18 protein-coding genes and 1 rRNA gene are annotated in these 19,944 nt (G+C 68.0%); 1 reads left to right on the top strand and 18 read right to left on the bottom strand.

Going from position 1 to position 19,944, the window contains the following annotated elements:
• Window positions 1-4: 4 nt before the first annotated feature.
• The 7 genes from LQ566_RS11780 to LQ566_RS11750 all read right to left on the bottom strand — a co-directional run bounded on the left by LQ566_RS11780 (window position 5) and on the right by LQ566_RS11750 (window position 8,211).
• On the bottom strand, window positions 5-619 hold the full coding sequence (locus LQ566_RS11780; RefSeq protein ID WP_231091907.1) for an NUDIX domain-containing protein: 615 nt from the start codon (window positions 617-619) through the stop codon (window positions 5-7).
• Window positions 620-693: 74 nt separating this feature from the next.
• A complete protein-coding gene (gene pyrG, locus LQ566_RS11775; RefSeq protein WP_231091906.1) occupies window positions 694-2,409 on the bottom strand; it encodes a CTP synthase in 1,716 nt (571 codons plus the stop codon).
• A 55-nt stretch (window positions 2,410-2,464) separates the two neighbouring features.
• Complete coding sequence (locus tag LQ566_RS11770) at window positions 2,465-3,385, bottom strand: PfkB family carbohydrate kinase (RefSeq protein ID WP_231091905.1); 921 nt, start codon at window positions 3,383-3,385, stop codon at window positions 2,465-2,467.
• 64 nt (window positions 3,386-3,449) lie between these two features.
• Window positions 3,450-4,958: a glycoside hydrolase family 32 protein gene (locus LQ566_RS11765; RefSeq protein ID WP_231091904.1), complete on the bottom strand. Its 1,509-nt coding sequence runs from the start codon at window positions 4,956-4,958 to the stop codon at window positions 3,450-3,452.
• An 87-nt stretch (window positions 4,959-5,045) separates the two neighbouring features.
• Window positions 5,046-5,879, bottom strand: coding sequence for a carbohydrate ABC transporter permease (locus tag LQ566_RS11760; RefSeq protein ID WP_231091903.1), 834 nt, complete (start codon window positions 5,877-5,879; stop codon window positions 5,046-5,048).
• Between the two features lie 8 nt (window positions 5,880-5,887).
• The gene (locus tag LQ566_RS11755) at window positions 5,888-6,829 is read right to left on the bottom strand and encodes a carbohydrate ABC transporter permease (protein ID WP_231091902.1); all 942 of its coding nucleotides are present in this window, start codon (window positions 6,827-6,829) and stop codon (window positions 5,888-5,890) included.
• Window positions 6,829-8,211 carry an extracellular solute-binding protein gene (locus LQ566_RS11750; RefSeq protein WP_231091901.1) on the bottom strand — a complete coding sequence of 461 codons (1,383 nt, stop codon included), beginning with the start codon at window positions 8,209-8,211 and terminating at the stop codon, window positions 6,829-6,831. Before LQ566_RS11750 ends, LQ566_RS11755 begins: the two co-directional genes overlap by 1 nt.
• A gap of 203 nt (window positions 8,212-8,414) precedes the next feature.
• Between LQ566_RS11750 and LQ566_RS11745 the strand changes: the two genes are divergently transcribed.
• Window positions 8,415-9,443, top strand: coding sequence for a LacI family DNA-binding transcriptional regulator (locus LQ566_RS11745; RefSeq protein WP_231091900.1), 1,029 nt, complete (start codon window positions 8,415-8,417; stop codon window positions 9,441-9,443).
• A gap of 20 nt (window positions 9,444-9,463) precedes the next feature.
• Here the strand turns inward: LQ566_RS11745 and LQ566_RS11740 are convergent, their stop codons facing one another.
• The 11 genes from LQ566_RS11740 to rrf all read right to left on the bottom strand — a co-directional run bounded on the left by LQ566_RS11740 (window position 9,464) and on the right by rrf (window position 19,935).
• Window positions 9,464-10,135: a methionine ABC transporter permease gene (locus tag LQ566_RS11740; protein WP_231091899.1), complete on the bottom strand. Its 672-nt coding sequence runs from the start codon at window positions 10,133-10,135 to the stop codon at window positions 9,464-9,466.
• Window positions 10,132-11,247 (bottom strand): methionine ABC transporter ATP-binding protein, encoded by a 1,116-nt coding sequence (locus LQ566_RS11735; protein WP_231091898.1) that lies wholly within the window; start codon window positions 11,245-11,247, stop codon window positions 10,132-10,134. The genes LQ566_RS11740 and LQ566_RS11735 overlap by 4 nt, the downstream gene beginning before the upstream one ends.
• A gap of 8 nt (window positions 11,248-11,255) precedes the next feature.
• On the bottom strand, window positions 11,256-12,182 hold the full coding sequence (locus tag LQ566_RS11730; protein ID WP_231091897.1) for a MetQ/NlpA family ABC transporter substrate-binding protein: 927 nt from the start codon (window positions 12,180-12,182) through the stop codon (window positions 11,256-11,258).
• Window positions 12,183-12,452: 270 nt separating this feature from the next.
• The gene (gene recN, locus LQ566_RS11725) at window positions 12,453-14,144 is read right to left on the bottom strand and encodes a DNA repair protein RecN (RefSeq protein WP_231091896.1); all 1,692 of its coding nucleotides are present in this window, start codon (window positions 14,142-14,144) and stop codon (window positions 12,453-12,455) included.
• Window positions 14,141-15,097 (bottom strand): NAD kinase, encoded by a 957-nt coding sequence (locus LQ566_RS11720; protein ID WP_231091895.1) that lies wholly within the window; start codon window positions 15,095-15,097, stop codon window positions 14,141-14,143. The genes recN and LQ566_RS11720 overlap by 4 nt, the downstream gene beginning before the upstream one ends.
• Complete coding sequence (locus LQ566_RS11715; protein WP_231091894.1) at window positions 15,094-15,885, bottom strand: TlyA family RNA methyltransferase; 792 nt, start codon at window positions 15,883-15,885, stop codon at window positions 15,094-15,096. The genes LQ566_RS11720 and LQ566_RS11715 overlap by 4 nt, the downstream gene beginning before the upstream one ends.
• On the bottom strand, window positions 15,885-16,037 hold the full coding sequence (locus tag LQ566_RS11710; RefSeq protein ID WP_231091893.1) for a hypothetical protein: 153 nt from the start codon (window positions 16,035-16,037) through the stop codon (window positions 15,885-15,887). The genes LQ566_RS11715 and LQ566_RS11710 overlap by 1 nt, the downstream gene beginning before the upstream one ends.
• A gap of 144 nt (window positions 16,038-16,181) precedes the next feature.
• Entirely contained in the window at window positions 16,182-17,237 is a 1,056-nt protein-coding gene (locus LQ566_RS11705) for an HAD-IIA family hydrolase (RefSeq protein ID WP_231091892.1), read from the bottom strand.
• A 2-nt stretch (window positions 17,238-17,239) separates the two neighbouring features.
• The gene (locus LQ566_RS11700) at window positions 17,240-18,550 is read right to left on the bottom strand and encodes a hypothetical protein (protein WP_231091891.1); all 1,311 of its coding nucleotides are present in this window, start codon (window positions 18,548-18,550) and stop codon (window positions 17,240-17,242) included.
• 20 nt (window positions 18,551-18,570) lie between these two features.
• Window positions 18,571-19,617, bottom strand: a complete 1,047-nt coding sequence (locus LQ566_RS11695) for a hypothetical protein (protein WP_231091890.1) — start codon at window positions 19,615-19,617, stop codon at window positions 18,571-18,573.
• 201 nt (window positions 19,618-19,818) lie between these two features.
• A 5S ribosomal RNA gene (rrf, locus tag LQ566_RS11690) occupies window positions 19,819-19,935 on the bottom strand.
• Window positions 19,936-19,944 lie beyond the last annotated feature (9 nt).

Here is a 19,944-nt window from a genome sequence, read left to right as displayed (position 1 = left end):
GGGGTCAGGCGCCGCGACGCAGGACCTCGGCGGCCGCGAGCGCGCCGAACGCGAGGATCCCGTTCTGGAACCGTCCCGCCAGCACGCCGTCGATCACGTCGCTCAGAGCCACCCACTCACGACGCATGTCCGCCTCTTCGCCCTCGCGAACGAAGTCCGTCGTGACGCTGGAGAGGCCGCGGGCCAGATAGATGTGGATGATCTCGTCGTTGCCGCCGGGTGTGGTGTGGATCGATCCGAGCAGCTGCCAGCGCTCGGCCTGCAGGTCGGCTTCCTCGGCGAGCTCGCGTGCTGCGGCCGCCTGCGTGTCCTCCCCCGGCACATCCAGCAAGCCCGCCGGGATCTCCCAGTCGCGGGAGCGGATCGGGTGACGGTACTGCTGAATCAGGATCATCCGGTCCGCGTCGTCCAGGGCGACGACGGCGGCCGCCCCCGGGTGATGCACGAAGTCCCGGGTCAGGGTCTCATCGCCGTACGCGAAGGTCTCCGTGACCACGTCCCAGACGTATCCGTGGAAGGCGGTGCGCCGCTCGATTCCATCGCCGAGCGCGACGGGTTCGTCGCGCAGCGCTTCCGTACCGGCACCCGGCACCTCGGTCGGAGAGACGATGTCTGTCATGTGATCCCTTTCCAGCGGTGACGAGAGGCGGCCGGGCCGATCGGCCCGGCCGCCCTCTCACGCGGTGGTCGCCGTCACTCGCCATTCTCGACGGCGAACAGCTCCGAGCTGCGGTGGCGCTCCAGCGCCGCACCGATCAGGCCCCGGAACAGCGGGTGGGCATCGGTGGGACGCGAGCGCAGCTCCGGGTGCGCCTGGGTGGCGATGTAGTACGGGTGCACCTCGCGGGGCAGCTCGACGAACTCGACCAGGTCGAGCTCCGGGTTGAGGCCGGAGAACACGAGCCCGGCCTCCGACAGCTGGTCGCGGTAGGAGTTGTTGACCTCGTAACGGTGACGGTGACGCTCCTGCGCCGTGGTGCTGCCGTAGACCTCCGCCGCGATGGAGCCCTCGGCGAGAGCCGCCGGATACAGGCCGAGACGCATCGTTCCGCCCAGATCACCGGCGGCGAGGATGTCCACCTGCTCCTCCATCGTGGCAATCACCGGTGCCGTGGTGTCAGGGTCGAACTCGGTGGAGGAGGCCCCCTCGATCCCCGCCTCGTTCCGGGCGTACTCGATCACCATGCACTGCAGGCCGAGGCAGATGCCGAGCGTGGGAATGCCCTGCTCACGCGTGAACCGCAGCGCGCCGAGCTTGCCCTCGATGCCGCGGATACCGAAACCCCCCGGCACCACCACTCCGTCGAGGTGCGCCAGGGCCTTGGCTGCGCCTTCCGGCGTGGTGCAGGTGTCCGAGGCGATCCACTCGATCGTGACGTGCGTCTCCTGGGCGAATCCGCCGGCGCGCAGCGCCTCGGTCACCGAGAGGTAGGCGTCGGGCAGGTCGATGTACTTGCCCACCAGCCCGATGGTGACCTCGTGCTTGGGGTTGTGCACCGCGCCGAGGACCTTGTTCCAGCGTGTCCAGTCCACATCGGTGGCGCGGTCCTGCAGACCGAAGGCGTCCACGATGTACTGATCCAGCCCCTGCTCGTTGAGCATGGTGGGGATGTCGTAGATGCTCGGCACGTCGGTGGCGTTCACCACCGCGTCCTCGTCCACGTCGCACATGAGGGCGATCTTGCGCTTGTTCGACTCCGTGACAGGCCGGTCCGAGCGCAGCACCAGGGCATCGGGCTGGATGCCGATCGAGCGGAGCGCTGCGACGGAGTGCTGCGTGGGCTTGGTCTTCTGCTCGCCCGATGCCCCCATGAACGGAACCAGCGACACGTGCACGAAGAAGACGTTCTTGCGGCCCAGTTCGTGACGGATCTGACGGGCCGACTCGATGAACGGCTGCGACTCGATGTCGCCCACCGTGCCACCGATCTCGGTGATGATCACATCGGGCTGCGGGTCGTTCGAAGCCTGCAGGCGCATGCGCCGCTTGATCTCGTCGGTGATGTGCGGGATCACCTGGACGGTGTCGCCGAGGTACTCGCCCCGGCGTTCCTTCGCGATCACCTGAGAGTAGATCTGACCGGTGGTGACGTTGGCGGCCTGGCTCAGCTCGATGTCGAGGAAGCGCTCGTAGTGGCCGATGTCGAGGTCCGTCTCGGCGCCGTCATCCGTCACGAAGACCTCGCCGTGCTGGAACGGGTTCATCGTTCCGGGGTCGACGTTCAGGTAGGGATCGAGCTTCTGCATCACGACGTGCAGTCCGCGCGCCGTGAGGAGGTTTCCGAGACTGGCGGCCGTGAGCCCCTTGCCGAGGCTGGAGACGACACCCCCGGTCACGAAGATGTGCTTGGTGACCTTCTCAGAAGAGGTCGCCGGGGAGGAAGAGTTCGCCGCGTTGTTATCCGTCACGGACTTCCACCCTATCAGCGGTTGCGGCCTTTCGGCTGAGAATCCGATTCGTGCCTCAGCCGCCGACCGCGAGCGCCGCGGCGAGCTCTGCCGCGGTGGGCGGGTTGGCACCGGTGCGCGACACTGTGATCGCCGCGGAGGCGAGGGCGCAATCCAGTGCCGTCACGACCGCGTCCAGGGTGAGCGGGACATCGGTCACGAGTGCACGATCGGTGTCCTCGCGGAGCAACCCGAAGAGCAGCCCGGACATGAACGCGTCACCCGCGCCGATGGTGTCGGAGACGGTGGTGGTGCGTGCCGCCCGGCGGTGCACCTCGTCGTCCACGCGCGCGATGCAGCCCTGTGCTCCCCGCGTGATGACACCGAATCGAACGCCTGCCCCGGCCAGCTCTGACAGCACATCCTCCAGCGGGACGCCCGGGCGAAGCCAGTGCGCGTCCTCGTCGCTCAGCTTCACCACATGGCACGAGGCCGCGAGGGCGAACGTACGCTCACGCGCTTGCTCGCCCATGACGGCGGCGCGGATGTTCGGATCGAAGCTCAGCATCGTGCCGAGACTCGCCGCAGCGAAGGCCTCTCGCACATCGGCTGCTTCGGCGTCACGCAGCGCGCCGATCGATCCCGTGTGCACGAGCCTCAGGCCCTCGAGCGGGGGAACCGGGATGCGACCGTCGAGATCGAACTCGTAGGCCGCACTGCCGTTGGCGTCCAGCGTCGCACGCGCCGACCAGGTGCGCGTGGCACCCACGGATCCCGCCCCGAGCGTCACGCCGGCGGCTGCGAGGTGCGCGCGGATGAGGTCGCCGTGCGAGTCAGCGCCCACGAGCGTGTGCAGAATCGCCGGCTCCCCCAACCTCGCGAGCCCCACCGCCACGTTCATCGGGGAACCGCCCGGGTGGGCGACGCCCGCGACGATGTCGACGAGGGCCTCGCCGATGACAGCGACCGCGGGTGCGGCAGGGGTGTGCGGGGTCATGGCTGATCCTCGTCTCTCCGGAGAACGTCTGCGGCCGTCAGCACCAGGGCCGACGTCGTCGGCATCATGCGCCGCTCATCGACGTTACCGCCACAGCCTGCTGCCGCGTCTCCCGAGCATCGGCGGAGATCGTCTCCACGCTGAGACGCCGGAGCACGGCATCGCCACCCTCCGCGGAGACGATGAGCAACGATCCGCGCGGAGCGATCAGATCTGTAATCACGCGCGTGCCGTCATCCGCGAACAGCTCGATGGAATCGTGGTCGAGCCACAGCTCCAGTCGCACGAGTCCGGACGCCGAGAGATCGACCGACTCCGCGCTCGCGAATCCTGCGGGCATCTGCGCAGACCCCGGGCGTCGGTCCAGTCGCACCTCACCACGGGCGCCGTCCACCTCGACCAGTGCCGAACCGCCGAGATCCAGGCGCAGACAGGCACCGGGTGCGACCTCGACCGCCACCTCGATCCGGCAGCGTGCCGGAAGCCCGGAACGTAGCTGCGCTCCCGGGCCCACCGGCGCATCGATGGAGGTCGCGACGGGCTCCGTCGGCGGAGCGATGGGCTGCTGCCGAAGGACGATACGGCCCTGACGACGCACAAGGGAAAGGCGACGGGCGAGCGTCATCGCACCGCGGCTGGGGGCTTCCTCGTCGACGGCCAGCTCACCGGCGTAGTCCCAGTTGCTCATCCAGGCGATGAGAGTGCGCTCGTCGTCCGGCATCCCCGAGAACGTCACGCCCGCGTAGCAGTCGCGGCCGTGGTCCAGCCAGTCGAGCCCCGCCAGCTCCGCTCGGGATGCGATCGCGCCCGGTGCGCGCTGCGCGGGTGCATCATCGGGGATGAACCGCTCACCGTCGAAGCGGCCGACGACGTACTGGGTTCCCGAACCACCGGCGATACCACCCGGGTTGAGACTGATCAGCAGGACCCAGCGCACGTCGTCGGGGTTTCCGTCGACGACGAGCGGGAACAGATCCGGGCACTCCCAGACTCCCTCTGTGGCGCCACGAGGACCGTAGTCCGAGAGGAACTCCCAGCTGATCAGATCGTCCGACCGGTACAGCACCACCCGGCGCTCCGCGGCCTCGACGGCCACCATCACCCAGTACTCGCCGCCTTCCCCGCGGTAGCGGAAGACCTTCGGATCCCGGAAGTGGTCCGATCCCCGATCGAGCACCGGGTTGGCTTCGAAGGGGATCCAGGTCATTCCGCCGTCGGTGCTGGACGCGATCCCCTGCGCCTGGCGTCCGCCGGCACGGTCCGCGAGGGTGAAGATCGCGACCAGCGGTGACCCCTCCGACGTGCCGAGCCCACTCGTGTTCGCGTCGTCGAAGACGACGGAGCCGGAGAAGATCTCGTCATCCTCGGTGTACCCGATCGCCACGGGATGCTCCTCCCAGTCGATCAGGTCCGGGCTGGAGGCGTGCCCCCAGCTCATGAAGCCGTGCGACGCCCCGTGCGGGTTGTACTGGAAGAACAGGTGGTAGCGACCGTCGTGCCGGATGAGGCCGTTCGGGTCGTTCATCCAGTTGCGATGCGGGCGGAAGTGCAGGGAGCAGGTACGGGGGGTCATCGTCTCTCGTCGGGAGGGGGTGGGTGGTTTCGGGTCGAGCGCCATGGCGACGCTCCGGTCAGGGAACCGGGGAGGCCGGCGCACCGGTCATTTGCCGGCTCCCGCAGTCAGGCCCTCACGCAGCGGCTTCTGACCGAAGACGAACACGATCAGCGCGGGGATCATCGAGATGACCACACCGGCGAGCACCGTGGACACGCTTCCCGTGCCGAGGTTGCCCTGCAGGGTCACCAGGCCCAGCGGCAGGGTGAAGTTCTGCTCGCTGATGGTCATGATGAGCGGCCGGAAGAACTCGTTCCAGTGGTAGTTGAACGCGAGGATCCCCACGATCGCGAGACCGGGCGTGGACAGCGGGAGATAGATCCGGAAGAACGTCCGCCAGGGGCCGGCACCGTCCAGCTCCGCCGCCTCCCCCAGCTCGTCCGGCAGTCCCAGGAAGTACTGGCGCATGAGGAACGTTCCGAATGCGGTGGGCAGGGCGGGGATGATCAGGGCGAGCAGGGTGTCTGCGAGGCCCATTCCGCGCACCAGCATGAAGACCGGGACGATGATCACCTGCAGCGGCACCATCATCGTCGCGAGGATCATGCCGAACAGCACCTTCTTGCCGCGGAACTCATACCGGGCGAAGACGTACCCGGCCATCGCCGCGCTGAGCATCTGACCGGCGGCGATGAGCCCCGTGACCAGAGCGCTGTTCCAGACGTAGAGCCAGACCGGGATCTTCGTGAAGACGTCGCCGAACGCGGCGAGCCCGAAGGACGTGGTGTGCGTGACGGCATCGGTGGGGGTGAGCGCCGTGATCAGCGTCCACACGACGGGGGCGAGGGTGAGCGCTGCGGCCACGGTCAGCACGACGAAGGTGCCGGCGCGGCCGAGGGCGGGAATGCCCGCCCGGGATCGGAGTGCAGGAGTGGACATGGTCGACCTCATCCGTAGAAGACGAAACGCTTGCTGAGCTGGAACTGGATGCCCGTGACGAGCATGATCAGCAGCGTCAGAGCGATGCCGATCGCGGAGGCGCCGCCGAAATCGAGCTGACGGAATGCCGATTCGTAGATGACCATGACAGCCGTCCGGGTCTCATCCCCGGGGCCCCCGCGCACCAGCACGTAGGGCTGGTCGAAGATCTGCAGGGCGTTGATGATCGCCATGACGGTCGCCACGAGCATCGTCGGGCTGATCAGCGGGAGCGTGATGTGACGGAACTGCGACCAGCCCCGCGCCCCGTCGATCGACGACGCCTCGTAGACCTCCCGCGGTACGGCGGCGAGGCCACCGAGGAAGAGCAGGAAGGTGAACCCGAAGTTCTGCCACACGTACACCAGGAGCACCACCGTCTTCGCTCCGAGGCCCGTGGTCAGCCACCCGACCTTGCCTACACCGAGCAGGCCGAGCAGCTGATTCACGAGGCCGAACTCCTGGTTGAACAGGTACGACATCACCAGCGAGACGGACGCGGCCGACAGGATCAGCGGGAAGAACAGCGTGGACCGGAAGAAGGTGCTGAGCCACCGCGGCATCCGGGCCTGCACGAGCACGGCCAGCAGGAGTGCGACGGCCAGCTGCAGGATCACCGCCACGATCACGAACCCGATGGTGTTGAGGAACGACACGCGGATGGTGGGGTTGGTCGCGGCGTTGACGAAGTTGTCGATACCGACGAACTCGGGCGCCGTGATGATGTCCCAGCGGAAGAACGCGAGGACCACGGAGGCGAGGATCGGCAGGAAGCTGAACAGGCCGAGCCCGATCACGGTGGGCGCGAGGAACAGGGTGATCAGCGAGCGGGTGCCCCGGCGTTGCGTGCCGGCGGGACGCACGGAACCGGCGGCGATGGCCGAGGTGGCGGTGGAGACGGTCGCGGACATCAGCGTCCCTTCAGTGCGAGCTCGAGGTCCCGCTGCATGGTGGACAGCCCGCGACGCACACCGGCGGAGCCGTTCGTGATGGTCGCCACGACGTTCTTGATGAGGGCCTGCTCAACGGCGGCCTGCTGCGGCGGCGCGGGGATGGGTCCGGTACTGGGGAAACGGTCGAGGGTGTCGTAGAAGACCTTCCAGTGCGCGGGACCGGTGCCCGCACCGTAGAGCGCGTCGTTCAGCGATCGGCGGGTGAGCGAGGAGTCGGGCTGCGGATGGGCGATGGTCATCCCCTCCACCGAGACGCAGTACTTGAGCCATTCCCAGGCCTCGTCCTTGCGGCGCGAGGTCTCCATGATGGCGTAGCCGGCTGCGCCGAACTGGTGGCGCTGACCCCGCATGCGGGGGAAGAACGACACGTCGTAGTCGTCGTTCGCGAACCCGGCGTCCGCGAGTCCCTTCACCCAGAACCCGCCTGCCGGAGTCATGCCGACCGCACCCGTGGAGAACAGCGAGACCAGCTCGTTACCGCCTCCCTGAGCGGGGTTGGCCGCGATGCCCTCGGACACCATGCGCTCCAGGACTTCGAAGCTCTCGATGGTGCGCTCGTTCAACGCGTCCGCGTTCTCCCACAGGTACCCGCCACCGCGCGGTGCCTCGTCCGGGTAGAACTGCTTCCAGAACCACTCGCCGCCCGGAGCCTTCTCCTCCGTCACGATGCTCGTCTCGTTGATGTAGAGCCACGGGACGACTCCACCCCACAGCCGGTTGTTCCAGAAGTAGGGCAGGAAGGATCCCTGTCCCGACTCGCGCATCGCACGCGCCACGGTGAAGAAGTCATCGACGTTCCAGTTGTCCGCGGGACGCTCGAGACCCGCACGATGGAGCGCCTTCGTGCTGTAGTAGACGTTCGCGGCGTTGAAGTTGTCGGGCAGCTGGAAGAGGCTTCCCCGATACAGGAACGCTTCGATGAGCGATGGATGGACGTCGTCGAAGTACTCCTGCATCTCGCTCGCATCCCGGCGCACGTAGTCGTCGAGCGGGCGCGCCATGCGGGATGCGAACAGCTGCGCGCCCTCCGTGGCGACGGTGACGACGTCCGGGGACGTGCCGGCCGCCACCATCGTGAGGATCTTGGCGAAGTAGTCGCCCCAGTCGGTCCCCTGGATCGCGACGATGCGCACCGGGATGTCCGGATGCTTGCGCTGGAAGCCCTCGACCAGGCTCTGGCGCGCAGCCGCGTCCTGGGCGGTTCCCAGCAGTGCCACCGTGAGCGCTTCGTCGCCGCGGCCCGGAATGTCCAGGCCCGTCAGGCGCGGCCAGGAGATCGCCGTCCCCACCAGCCCCAGCCCTAGAACGCCGAGCATCGCTCTGCGTGAGATGTCAACCACGTCGTCGTGTCTCCTCGTGCCGAAGTACAGATATGCCGCCGGGATTCAGCGGTGCTGAATTGATTCAGCACGCGATGCTAACAACTTCCGAACTGCTGCCGCAACCGTTCTGCTGAATTAATTCAGCAGAACGGTTCCCGGTTCCCGCGATTCGGGTCGCTATCGTGGGGAGGAGTCCGTGCCGCACGATCGAGGGGAGCGCCATGTCCGTGCCACCGCCCGCGCGCCGCCCCACCCTCGCCGACGTGGCAGCGCGCTCCGGGATGTCCAAGGCCGCCGTGAGCATGATCCTCAACGATCGGCCGGGGACGAGGCTCTCGGCCGAGGCTGCGGAGAAGGTCCGCACGGCCGCAGCCGAGCTCGGTTACCGTCCCAACCCCGCGGCTCAGAGTCTGCGGCTGGGCAAGACCCGCACGCTGGGATTCATCTCGGATCAGGTGACCATCACCCGATACGCGTCCGGGATGATCCGGGGTGTGCTGGCAGCGGCCAAGGAACGCGACCAGACGGTCCTCATCGCGGAGACCGGAGGCACGGAGGACCTCGCCCGCGTCATTCAGCAGATGACCGATCGCCGGGTGGACGGCCTCCTCATCGGATTGATGGCGGCGCGCCAGATCGACATCCCGAAGGTGCCGCACGATGTGCCGGTGGTCGTGGTCAACGGCATGTCCTCCACCGATCACCCGAACATCCTGCCGGACGAGCGCGCGGCCGGAGTTCAGGTGGCCGAGCACCTCATCGAGCGCGGCCATCGCAGGATCGGCGTGATCGGCCCTCTCCCCCGCATCGCGGGCGACCTCCGGCTGTCCGCCACCATCGGCGAGCGCTTCGCGGGCCTGGACCACGTACTGGACGCCTCGTCCGCGGACGTCGTCCGCATCGACGTCGACGGGTGGCGACCGGACGTCGGCTACGACCAGACGCATCTGCTCCTGGAAGCGCATCCGGAGATCACGGCGATCATCGCGGGAAACGACAATGTGGCGTTCGGCGTGTACCAGGCGATGAGCGAGCGTGGACTGCGCGTCGGCGCGGACATCTCGGTGATCTCCTTCGATGACGAGGAGCTGGCCGAGTTCCAGCGCCCGGGGCTCACCACGGCACGCCTGCCGTACGAGGAGATGGCGCGGCGAGGAGTCGAGATGCTGCTGGGTGAGCGTGAACTCTCGCACGAGCGCATCGCCATGCCGCTCATCGTGCGCGACTCCGTGCGTGCCCCGCGAGGGTGATCTCGCGAGGCACGCACGTCTCAGCGTCGGACGATGCGTCCTGCCAGCCAGTTGCCGAACAGCTGGCCCACCTGCACGATCACCACGATGATCGCCACCGTGACCCAGGTCGCCGCGGGGTCGAACTGCTGGTAGCCGTAGATGATGGCGAAGTTACCGAGACCGCCACCACCGATGTAGCCGGCCATCGCCGACATGTCGACCACGGCCACGAACATGAATACGTAACCCAGCACCAGTTGCGCCAGCGACTCCGGGATGACGACGCCGAAGAGCACCGCCAGGCGCCGTGCCCCGGATGCTCGCGCCGCTTCGACGATGCCCGGGTCGACGCTCACGAGGTTCTGCTCCACCACGCGGGCGATCACGACGGTGGCCATGATCGTCATCGGCACGATCGCGGCTGTGGTGCCGAGTGTGGTGCCGGCGACCACCTTGGTGAGCGGTCCGACGGCGGTGAGGAAGATGATGAACGGGATCGGCCGGATGATGTTCACGAGCACGTTCAGCACGCCGAACACGACCGCGTTCTCGAACAGGTTTCCCCGGCGCGTGGCGTACAGCGCCGCGCCGAGCACCAGGCCGGCCACGCCTCCGATCAGCAGTGTGACCGCCGTCATCCAGACGGTCTCGACCACCGATTGACCCAGCACGGGCCCGATGACATCCCAGTCCGCTGCGGGAACGATCATGATGCGACCCCCTCTCCGGCGTCGGCATCCGGCCACGCGTCGCGTTGCTGATCGGGCCGCACCACGCGCGTGCGCGCCGCAAGATCCGCGACTACGGCGGTCACCGCGTCCTCGGTCGCGTTCACACGGTAGGTGAGGGTTCCCAGCTGACGTCCCCGGATGTCGGTGACGCCGCCGAACACCACGACACCGCGCACACCGTGCCGTGCGAACACGGTCTCCACGTCCTCGCTGGTGAACTCGTTCACGTCCACGCTGAGCAGCGCCCCGCCACCACGGCGCAGGGCCTCGAGCACATCGCCGCGCGGGACACCCTGAGTGGCGTCGGAGACGAAGCGGGAGGTCAATGAGGCCGTCGGGTGGGCGAACACACGGTACGTGTCCCCCTCATCCACGATGCGGCCCTGCTCCATCACGATGACCTCGTCGCAGAGCTCGTGCACCACGCTGATCTGGTGGGTGATGACGACGATGGTGATGCCCAGTTCGCGGTTGGCACGAGCGAGGAGATCGAGGATGTCGCGGGTGGTCTGCGGATCCAGCGCGCTGGTGGCCTCGTCGGCCAGCAGGATGTCGGGGTTCGTGGCCAGCGCACGCGCGATGCCCACGCGCTGCTTCTGACCGCCGGAGAGCCGTCGTGGAAACTGATCCGCCTTGTCGGCGAGCCCCACGAAGTCCAGGAGCTCGGCGACCCGTGCCGCGATCCGCTCCTTCGGCCAGCCCGCGACCTTCAACGGATAGGCGATGTTGCCGCGCACGGTCCGCGATGAGAACAGATTGAACTGCTGGAACACCATGCCGATCCGGCCCCGCAGCGCGCGCAGCGCCGCCTCGTCCGCGGCGCCCACGTCGACCCCGAGGGTCGACACGATTCCGGAGGTGGGCTTCTCCAGTCCGTTGATCATCCGCACCAGGGTGGACTTCCCCGCGCCGGAGTAGCCGATCACACCCACGATGCGGCCGGCGGGCACCCGGAGCGACACATCGTCCACGGCTCGGATGGCGCCGCGGCTGCGCCGCGCCGGGAACTCCTTGCCGACACTGTCGAAAACGACCGCGAAGTCCGCGGTGGAGGATTCCTCCACCGCGGACGCGGTCTTACTGCGAACCACCGGCCGCCTTACTTCGCCGCGGAGATGTCCGACTCGAGTCCGGTCAGCACCTCCGTGAGCTTGGCCTGGGTCCAGTCGGCCTTGAAGACGAGGTTGCCGTCGTTGAGCTTCGAGACCGCCTCTTCCACCTCGGGGCTGTGGTAGGCCTCGATCAGCTTGGCCCAGCGGGGGTCGTCGGCCAGCTCTGCGCGGGTGACGAACGCGTTGATGTACGGCGCGAGCTGCGGGTCGTTGATGTCTTCCTTGAAGATGATGTCCGCGTCGGTCAGCCCGCCGCGCTGCGCCTGCACGTTGTTGACCACTGCGGCATCGGCGCTGCCGTCCTTGAGCGCGGTCACCGTCTGGTTCGCATCGACCGGCGTCACCTTGACCTTGGAGTCGACCACGTCTGCCGGCGTCGACAGTGCGTTGCCGCCGTCCTTCAGCGTGAGCAGACCGGCCGTCTGCAGGTTGAGGAGGGCGCGGGCGAGGTTGGTCGGGTTGTTCGGCACAGCCACGACGGCATCCGCGGGGAGCTTCTCGACCGCGTCGTACTCGGTGGAGTAGAGCCCCAGCGGGTACACGGCGGTGGCACCGACAGGGACTAGGTCTGCATTGTTGTCCACGTTGAACTGGGCGAGGAAGATGAGGTGCTGGAACAGGTTGATGTCGAGGGAGCCGTCCTTGACACCCTGGTTCAGCTGCACGCCATCGGTGATCGTCTTCACCTCGAGGTCGATGCCTTCATCGGCCAGCTTGTCCTTCAGGATCTGCCAGTGGGGCTCGTTGCCGTCGTCGGCGCCCAGCACGATGGTGTCCTGCTTGGCGGCGGTGCTGGCGCCGTCCGTCGTGGCACCGGCATCACCGGAGCAGCCGACGAGTCCGCTCACCATGAGCGCGACCGTGGCGAGTCCGAGGATGGAGGTGGCTCGTTTGGCGAGGGAAATCTTGGTCATGGCTCCATGAAACAACCCCCGATCGGTGCCGTCATCCGCGCCCGCAACACCTCGCCACGGAAGTTCTCATGACGTCACGGAACTACATGAAACGTCATGAGATTTTGACACGGGCGTATCGCGCCGTTCGACCGCGTGCCTCTCGCCTCCGCCGGCTCGAAGCCATCCCCTCGCCGGCTGTGCCCGCGCAGTCGGCTCCGGACGATGCGGAGGACTCTGCGGACAGTCCAGCGCATGAGAGGGCCGACATGCCCGCGCGCACGGCGGACGTCAGCCGCGCGGCTCGGCCAACGAGAGCAGTTCTCGCGCATGCGTCAGCGCGGCGTCCGAGTCCGCGAGGCCCGACAGCAGTCGTGCCATCTCGGCTTCGCGTTCCTCCCCGGTGAGCTGGCGCACGCTCGACGCGGTCACGGAGCCGTCATTGCTCTTCACCACGCTGAGGTGATTGTTCGCGAACGCCGCGACCTGCGCCAGGTGCGTGACGGCGATGACCTGACTGGTGCGCGCGAGGGTGGCCAGGCGGCGGCCGACCTCGATGGCCGCGGCACCGCCGATTCCCGCGTCTACCTCGTCGAAGACGAAGGTCGGTACCGGATCGGTTCCGGCGATCACCACCTCGATCGCGAGCATCACCCGGCTGAGCTCGCCGCCGGATGCGCCCTTCGCCACCGACCGCGGTGAGGCACCGGGGTGAGGCGCGAGCAGAAGTGCCACGTCATCCCGGCCGGAATGAGACGCGGTTCCGGCGCTGACCTCGACCGTGAGCGTGGCGTCGGGCATCGCCAGGGCGTGGAGTTCCTCGGTGACCGCGGCGCCCAGCCGCACCGCTGCCTCCGTACGCCGTGCGGTGAGAAGCTCGGCCGCGCTGTCCAGTTCGGCACGCAAGGACTCGATACGCGCGGTGAGCCGCTCGACGCGATCACCGTCGTCGTCCAGCTCCATGAGGCGGGCGGACCCGGTCTGCAGCAGCGCGAGCGCGTTCTCCAGCGATCCGTGCTGACGGATGAGACCGGCCAGCAACGCACGGCGCTCCTCGACCGCTTCGAGTTCGTGAGGGCCGGATTCGTCGAGATCGGCGAGATACCCCGACAGCTGCGCCGCGATGTCGACGGCGCGGTAGCCGATCTCCGCCAGCTGCTCGGTGAGCGCGGTCAGCACCGGATCCGTCGCGCGCTCCAGCGCTCTGCGGGCGTCGGCGATGAGCCCCGAGACGTCCGCGGCGTCCTCCTCGCTGGACAGCGCCTCCCGCGCCGTGCTCGCCGCAACCCGCAGCTCTTCGGCATTGCTCAGACGCTCCGACTTCGCCGCGAGTTCGGCGTCCTCCCCCGGTTCCGGAGCGATGCCCTCGATCACGGCGATCGCCTCGCGCAACTGCGCCGCCTCGGCCTGGCGCTCGTCGCGTCGCGTGGTCAGCTCGGCGAGCTCGGCCTCTGCCGCGAGGAATGCGTCGTACACCCGTCGATACTCGGCCAGCGCGTATGCCACCGGCTCTCCCGCGAAACGGTCCAGCGCATCGCGCTGTGCGGCAGCGGAGCGCAACCGCAGCTGATCCGACTGGCCGTGCACGACCACCAGTTCGTCCGCGAGGTCCGCGAGAACGCCCGCCGGCGCGCTTCGCCCGCCGACGCTGGCACGGCTGCGGCCCTCGGCGGTCAGGGTGCGTGACACGTAGAGCTCAGCGCGGCCATCGCCGATCGCTTCGACTTCTCCCCCGGCTTCGGCGACGCGATCCGCCACGCTGCCCACCTCAGGCACCACCCACACGCCCGCAACCACCGCGGAATCGGCTCCCGCGCGCACCGCGCCGGAATCCGCACGGGCGCCGAGCAGAAGGCCGAGCCCCGTCACCACCATCGTCTTGCCGGCGCCCGTCTCACCCGTGATCGCCGTGAAGCCGGGGCCGATCGGCAGCGTCGCCTCGGAGATGACTCCGAGGTCTCGCATGCGCATCTCCTCGATCATGCGGATCCTCCCTGAATGGGCAGCACGTCTGTCGCCGGGTCCGGTCCCCGCCAGCCGTCCACCGGCAGCCGGAACTTCCGCACCAGCCGGTCGGTGAACTTGGCCTCGTGGAGACGGGCGAGCCGCACGGGAACTGCGGACCGTCGCACCACCACGCGCGCGCCCGGGGGCAGCTCGTGGGAGCGGCGCCCGTCCGCCCACAGCACGCCGCTGCCGTTCGTGCGGCTCATCACCTCGATGGCGACCGACGATGACGGATCCACCACGATGGGCCGGGCGAACAGCGCATGCGCCGATAGCGGCACCACGCTGATCGCCTGGACCGTGGGCCAGATCACCGGGCCCCCGGCCGAGAAGTTGTAGGCGGTCGAGCCCGTCGGGGTGGAGACCACCATGCCGTCGCAGCCGAAGCTTGTGAGCGGTCGGCCGTCCACCTCCAGGACCACCTCGAGCATGCGCTCTCGGCTGCCCTTCTCGATCGAGGCGTCGTTCAGCGCGAAGGTGGAGTACACCACGTCGCCCTGCGCGTTCTTCACGCGGATGTCGACCGCCATGCGCTCTTCGACCGTGTAGTCCCGGGCGATCACGCGGCGAACGGCCTCGTCCATGTCATCGCGCTCGCTCTCCGCGAGGAAGCCGACGTGACCCATGTTGATGCCGAGAACCGGCGCGGCGCTGCCGCGGACCAGCTCCGCAGCCCGCAGGATCGTACCGTCGCCGCCGAGGACGATGGCGAGTTCCAGATCGGCCGTGCTCAGCTCCTCGCCGAGCATGCGGACGCGATCCAGCACGCTGGGGTCGGGCATCGCATCGGCGAGGTCGTTGCGATCGTCCGGAGACATCACCGGGATCGCGCCGGCGGCGGTGAGGGAATCGATCACCCGCATCGCCGCGGCGACCGTGTCATCGCGTCGTGCGTGCGCGACGACGAGGATGAAGCGTTCGTCGGTCATGCTCCGGTCACCTCCAGAACTCGCTCACGGAAATCGGTGGGGTTGGCGCCCTCCCGCCGCAGATGTATCAGGAACTCCGCGTTGCCGTGGGTGCCGAGAAGAGGGCTGGGGAGAATTCCGAGGGTGCCCAGACCGGCATCCCACGCGCTCCACAGCACCGAGGAGACGGCATCGGCGCGCAGCCCCGGGTTCGTGACGAGGCCACCCTTCACCGCGGTGCGCCCCACTTCGAACTGCGGCTTGACGAGCAGCACCACGTCGGCCTCCGCTGCCGCAACTGCGACGACAGCGGGGATCACATGCTCGAGCGAGATGAACGAGAGGTCACCGGTGACCACCTGGGGAGGAACGGACACACCGGTCGCCGCAGCGAGACTCTCCGGGCTCATGTGACGTACGTTGAACCTTTCGACGCTTCGTACCCCGGGATCGGCGGCGATCTCGGCCGCCAGCTGATCGTGGCCCACATCCACGGCGAGCACCGGCTCCGCTCCCCGTTCCCGGAGAACCTGCGTGAAGCCTCCCGTAGAGGCACCCATATCGAGCGCGACGCGACCGCCCGGGTCGATGCTGAACCCGTCGAGCGCAGCGATCAGCTTGTGCGCGGCGCGGCTGACATAGTGATCTGCACCCGCCACCTCGATGATTGCATCGTCGGAGACGGCGGCCGAGGACTTCACGACGGGGGTGCCGTCGACGCTCACCAGGCCGTCGGCGATCAGGCGCGCCGCCTGGGACCGGGAACGAGCGAGCCCGCGACTCGTGAGCGCAGCATCCAGGCGCGTCATCAGGCGGACTCTGCCCGCGGAACGCCGGAATCGAGGCGCCGTGTCAGTTCGTCGTGCAGACCCGCATACGCCTCCGCCCGTGCGGCCAGCGGCTGCGCTTCGATGACGCGCAGGCGGCTCACGAGTCCCGGATCAGAGGAGAAGTCGGTCACGACTCCACAATACGCGCCACCCCCGACACGGTCACGGAGATCCCGCGGCCTGCCGCGGAGCCCGGCGATCGTTCCCGCGCGCGGAGACGGCGAACGGGCGATCGCGAGTCGCGCCTCAGCGCTCCCCGCGCGACACCGGCTTGCTCAGGAACGCCGGCTGACGAAAGGGTCCGCGTACAGCTGCTCCGGCACACGGAAGCCGAAGATCGCGCGTCCGCTGCGCCAGATCGCCTGGGCACCGGCACGAAGCAGGTTCAGCTGGTCGCCGGCGCGCTCGATGACGATATCCGGACCATCGACGCGAACGGTCGCGTCCGCGACACTCACCCGCTCCCCATCGATCACGGTCTCCGGGTAGGGCTCGAAGAGGCCACGCAGGTCGGCCACGATGAAGTCCGGCCGTGAGTCCGGCGGCGCCGCGAGCACATGCTTCGGGCGATCGATCCCGGTCAGCACGTGCAGGGATGCGATGCCGGCCCGGTTCGCGCCGAGGATGTCGGTGTCGAGCCGGTCGCCGAGGAACAGGGCCTTCTTCGCGGAGAATCGCGACACGGCTTCCTCGAAGATCGGCGTCTCCGGCTTTCCCGCGACGGTGGCCAGTCGCCCCACGGCCGTGTGCACGGCCGAGACGAGTGTGCCGTTCCCGGGCGCGATTCCACGCTCCTTCGGGATGGTCCAGTCCGTGTTCGTAGCGATCCACGGAATCCCGCCTTCGTCCTCCGGAGTCTGCAGCGCGTAGGCCGCTTCCGCGAGCTGGTTCCAGTCCACCTCGGGCGCGAAGCCCTGCACCACGGCAGCGGGGGCATCCTCGGCGCTGCGAGTCACCGTGAATCCGGCCTTGTGCAGCTCATCGACGAGGCCGTCCCCGCCCACGACGAGGATCGTCGACCCGGGCGCGACGCGTGCGGCCAGCAGCCGCATCGCGGCCTGTGGGCTCGTCACGACCTCATCCGGCCGCGTGGGCAGCCCGAGTTCGCTCAGGTGCTCGGCGACAGCCCGGTCCGTGCGAGACGCGTTGTTGGTGATGTAGCCGACTCGCGCCGATTCACGCGCACGATTGATGCTCTCGACCGCGTGCGGGATCGCTCCGGCACCGGCGTACACGACACCGTCAAGATCGGCCAGAACGGTGTCGACGCCCTCCAGCGGGGTCGCCGCCGATCCGGCCGCGGAGGCGGAGCGACGCGAGAACAAGCCCACGATCACTCCCCCGCGTCGGTGGCGTCGTCCGTCGTCTTCGCCGCACGCTTTCGCGCTGGCTTGTCCTCGACGACCTTCACACGAACACGCGGCGACGCTTCGTCCGCGCTCGGACGCGACTTCGTCGCCTTCTCGGCCTCTACAGCCTTCTTCGCCTTCTTCTCCGTCTCGGCGTCCTCGGAGGTGTCGGACGAACGAGCCTTGCTCTTTTTCTCCGACTTGTCCTTCGCCGACTTGTCGCTCTTCGACTTGTCCTTCGCCGACTTGTCGCTCTTCGACTTGTCCTTCGCCGACTTGTCCTTCTTCGGCTTGTCCTTCGCCGGCTTGTCCTTCGCCGGGGAGGGCTCGGCAGCTTCGCCGTCAAGCTCCGTGCTCGGCTCCTCGTCATCGGCGTTGTTCTCACCGAGAAGATCCGCGACCTCGTCCTCGACGGAGTAGTCGTGCGCATTCGGCATCTCGTCAGTGCCGTCGGCGGCATCTGCTACCGGCGTCTCGCCGACGGGAGACGCATTCGGTGCGCCGTCGACGGCCGCCCCCGCTGCAGACTCATCGTCGTCAGACACATCGCCTTCAGACACATCACCTTCAGACACATCGGCGGATTCATCACCGCCGGAGCCCTCTCTCGGCTCGGCATGCTTCGCGACGGTCTCCGCAGAAGCGGTCGACAGCGCGCCCGCGCCGCCCTCGTCGCCGTGGTCGGCGTCGTCCTCGTCGGCATCGTCGTCGAAGGCATCCTCATCGAACGTGTCCTCGACCACGAGGAACTCATCGCTCATGCCGCCCGAGAGGGCTTCCTCGGCCACTGCGGCACGATGGTGCCACTGTGCCGCCTCATCCTCCAGGCCCAGTTCCTCCAGAACGACGGCGCGCGCCTCGAACAGAGCCGGACTCCACTCGAACGCCCGGTCGGGATCCAGCTCAGGAATATCCAGCTCACCGAGTGCCGCGGCAGTCTGACCAAGGTCCAGACGAGCGCCGGACATGGCGATTGCGAGCTGGACGCGGACATCCGTGGGCAGCGACGCGCGATCGACGGCGCGCCCCTCCTCCAGGCCCTTCTCCGGACGGCCCAGCCCGCGCTCACTGTCGACGATGAGGGCGATCTGGTCCTCCTTGCCGGAGATGCGGCGATAGGTGCGCAGCTCGCGCAGAGCCAGACCGAAATCGCCGATGGCGTAGGCGGTGATTGCCAGGGTCTCGCGCACGAGGGCAATGCGGCCGGCCCGGCGCGAGGCCGCGAGAGCGTGCTCGTGGGCGAGCGCGGAGTCATCCTCGATCAGGCGGGCCGCCATCACCAGGTGACGGGCCACACCCTCCGCGTTCTCCTTGCTCAGGGTCTTGAGCTCGTTGCGCGCGGCCGCGGGCAGGTCGCGTGCGTCGATCGCATCGGGGATCTCGGGATCCCGCGGCCGGTCTGCACGCTCATCCTGCGTCGGGCGGCTCGAGCGACGCTCGTCCTCGTTCCGGTGGTACGAACGTCGCTCCCCGTCACGCGGACGGTCGTATCCATCACGGCGAGGACGGTCGAACGAGCGACGCTCACCATCCCGGTTCGGGCGGTCAAAGGAACGACGCTCACCATCCCGGTTCGTGCGGTCAAAGGAACGGCGCTCACCATCGCGCTGCGGGCGATCAAACGAGCGACGCTCACCATCCCGGTTCGGGCGGTCAAAGGAACGACGCTCACCATCCCGATTTGGGCGGTCAAAGGAGCGACGCTCACCATCGCGCTGCGGACGGTCAAACGAGCGACGCTCACCATCCCGGTTCGGGCGGTCAAAGGAACGGCGCTCACCATCCCGGTTCGGACGGTCGAACGAACGGCGCTCACCATCGCGCTGCGGGCGGTCAAACGAGCGACGCTCACCATCGCGGTTCGGGCGGTCAAACGAGCGACGGTCACCATCCCGGTTCGGGCGGTCAAAGGAACGACGCTCACCATCCCGGTTCGGACGATCAAACGAACGGCGCTCACCATCGCGCTGCGGGCGATCAAAGGAACGACGCTCACCATCGCGCTGCGGGCGGTCAAACGAGCGACGCTCACCATCACGGTTCGGGCGGTCAAAGGAGCGACGCTCACCATCCCGCTGCGGGCGATCAAAGGAACGACGCTCACCATCCCGGTTCGGGCGGTCAAAGGAGCGACGCTCACCATCACGCTGCGGACGATCAAAGGAACGACGCTCACCATCACGCTGCGGACGATCAAACGAACGACGCTCACCATCACGCTGCGGACGATCAAACGAACGACGCTCACCATCCCGCTGCGGGCGATCAAACGAACGACGCTCACCATCCCGCTGCGGGCGGTCAAAGGAACGACGCTCACCATCACGCTGCGGACGATCAAACGAACGGCGCTCACCATCACGGCTCGGACGGTCGAACGAACGGCCATCACCATCGCGGCGCGGGGGTCGGGAGTCGGAGCGGCGACGCTCGTCGCGCCTGTCGTCGTTTCGGCCGTTGTTGTCTGCCATCGTCGCTCCTCTGTTGACCTTCCTCGGGTACATTCTCCCCCGAAACCACGAAAGGCCCACCCAGCGTTGGGTGGGCCTTTCGATCGAAAGAAGTCCGGCGGTGTCCTACTCTCCCACAGGGTCCCCCCTGCAGTACCATCGGCGCTGAGAGGCTTAGCTTCTGGGTTCGGAATGTGACCAGGCGTTTCCCTCTCGCTATGGCCGCCGAAACACTATTG

The organism is Microbacterium nymphoidis, assembly GCF_021044885.1.
GTDB lineage: Bacteria > Actinomycetota > Actinomycetes > Actinomycetales > Microbacteriaceae > Microbacterium > Microbacterium nymphoidis.
Note: the sequence above shows the minus strand (reverse complement) of the source record. Positions and strands in the feature narration are given on the sequence as shown.

Coding starts and splice junctions, on each gene's coding strand:
- LQ566_RS11780 (WP_231091907.1), bottom strand. CDS start 619: ATGACAGACATCGTCTCTCCGACCGAGGTGCCGGGTGCCGGTACGGAA.
- LQ566_RS11770 (WP_231091905.1), bottom strand. CDS start 3,385: ATGACCCCGCACACCCCTGCCGCACCCGCGGTCGCTGTCATCGGCGAG.
- LQ566_RS11765 (WP_231091904.1), bottom strand. CDS start 4,958: ATGACCCCCCGTACCTGCTCCCTGCACTTCCGCCCGCATCGCAACTGG.
- LQ566_RS11760 (WP_231091903.1), bottom strand. CDS start 5,879: ATGTCCACTCCTGCACTCCGATCCCGGGCGGGCATTCCCGCCCTCGGC.
- LQ566_RS11755 (WP_231091902.1), bottom strand. CDS start 6,829: ATGTCCGCGACCGTCTCCACCGCCACCTCGGCCATCGCCGCCGGTTCC.
- LQ566_RS11745 (WP_231091900.1), top strand. CDS start 8,415: ATGTCCGTGCCACCGCCCGCGCGCCGCCCCACCCTCGCCGACGTGGCA.
- LQ566_RS11740 (WP_231091899.1), bottom strand. CDS start 10,135: ATGATCGTTCCCGCAGCGGACTGGGATGTCATCGGGCCCGTGCTGGGT.
- LQ566_RS11730 (WP_231091897.1), bottom strand. CDS start 12,182: ATGACCAAGATTTCCCTCGCCAAACGAGCCACCTCCATCCTCGGACTC.
- recN (WP_231091896.1), bottom strand. CDS start 14,144: ATGATCGAGGAGATGCGCATGCGAGACCTCGGAGTCATCTCCGAGGCG.
- LQ566_RS11720 (WP_231091895.1), bottom strand. CDS start 15,097: ATGACCGACGAACGCTTCATCCTCGTCGTCGCGCACGCACGACGCGAT.
- LQ566_RS11715 (WP_231091894.1), bottom strand. CDS start 15,885: ATGACGCGCCTGGATGCTGCGCTCACGAGTCGCGGGCTCGCTCGTTCC.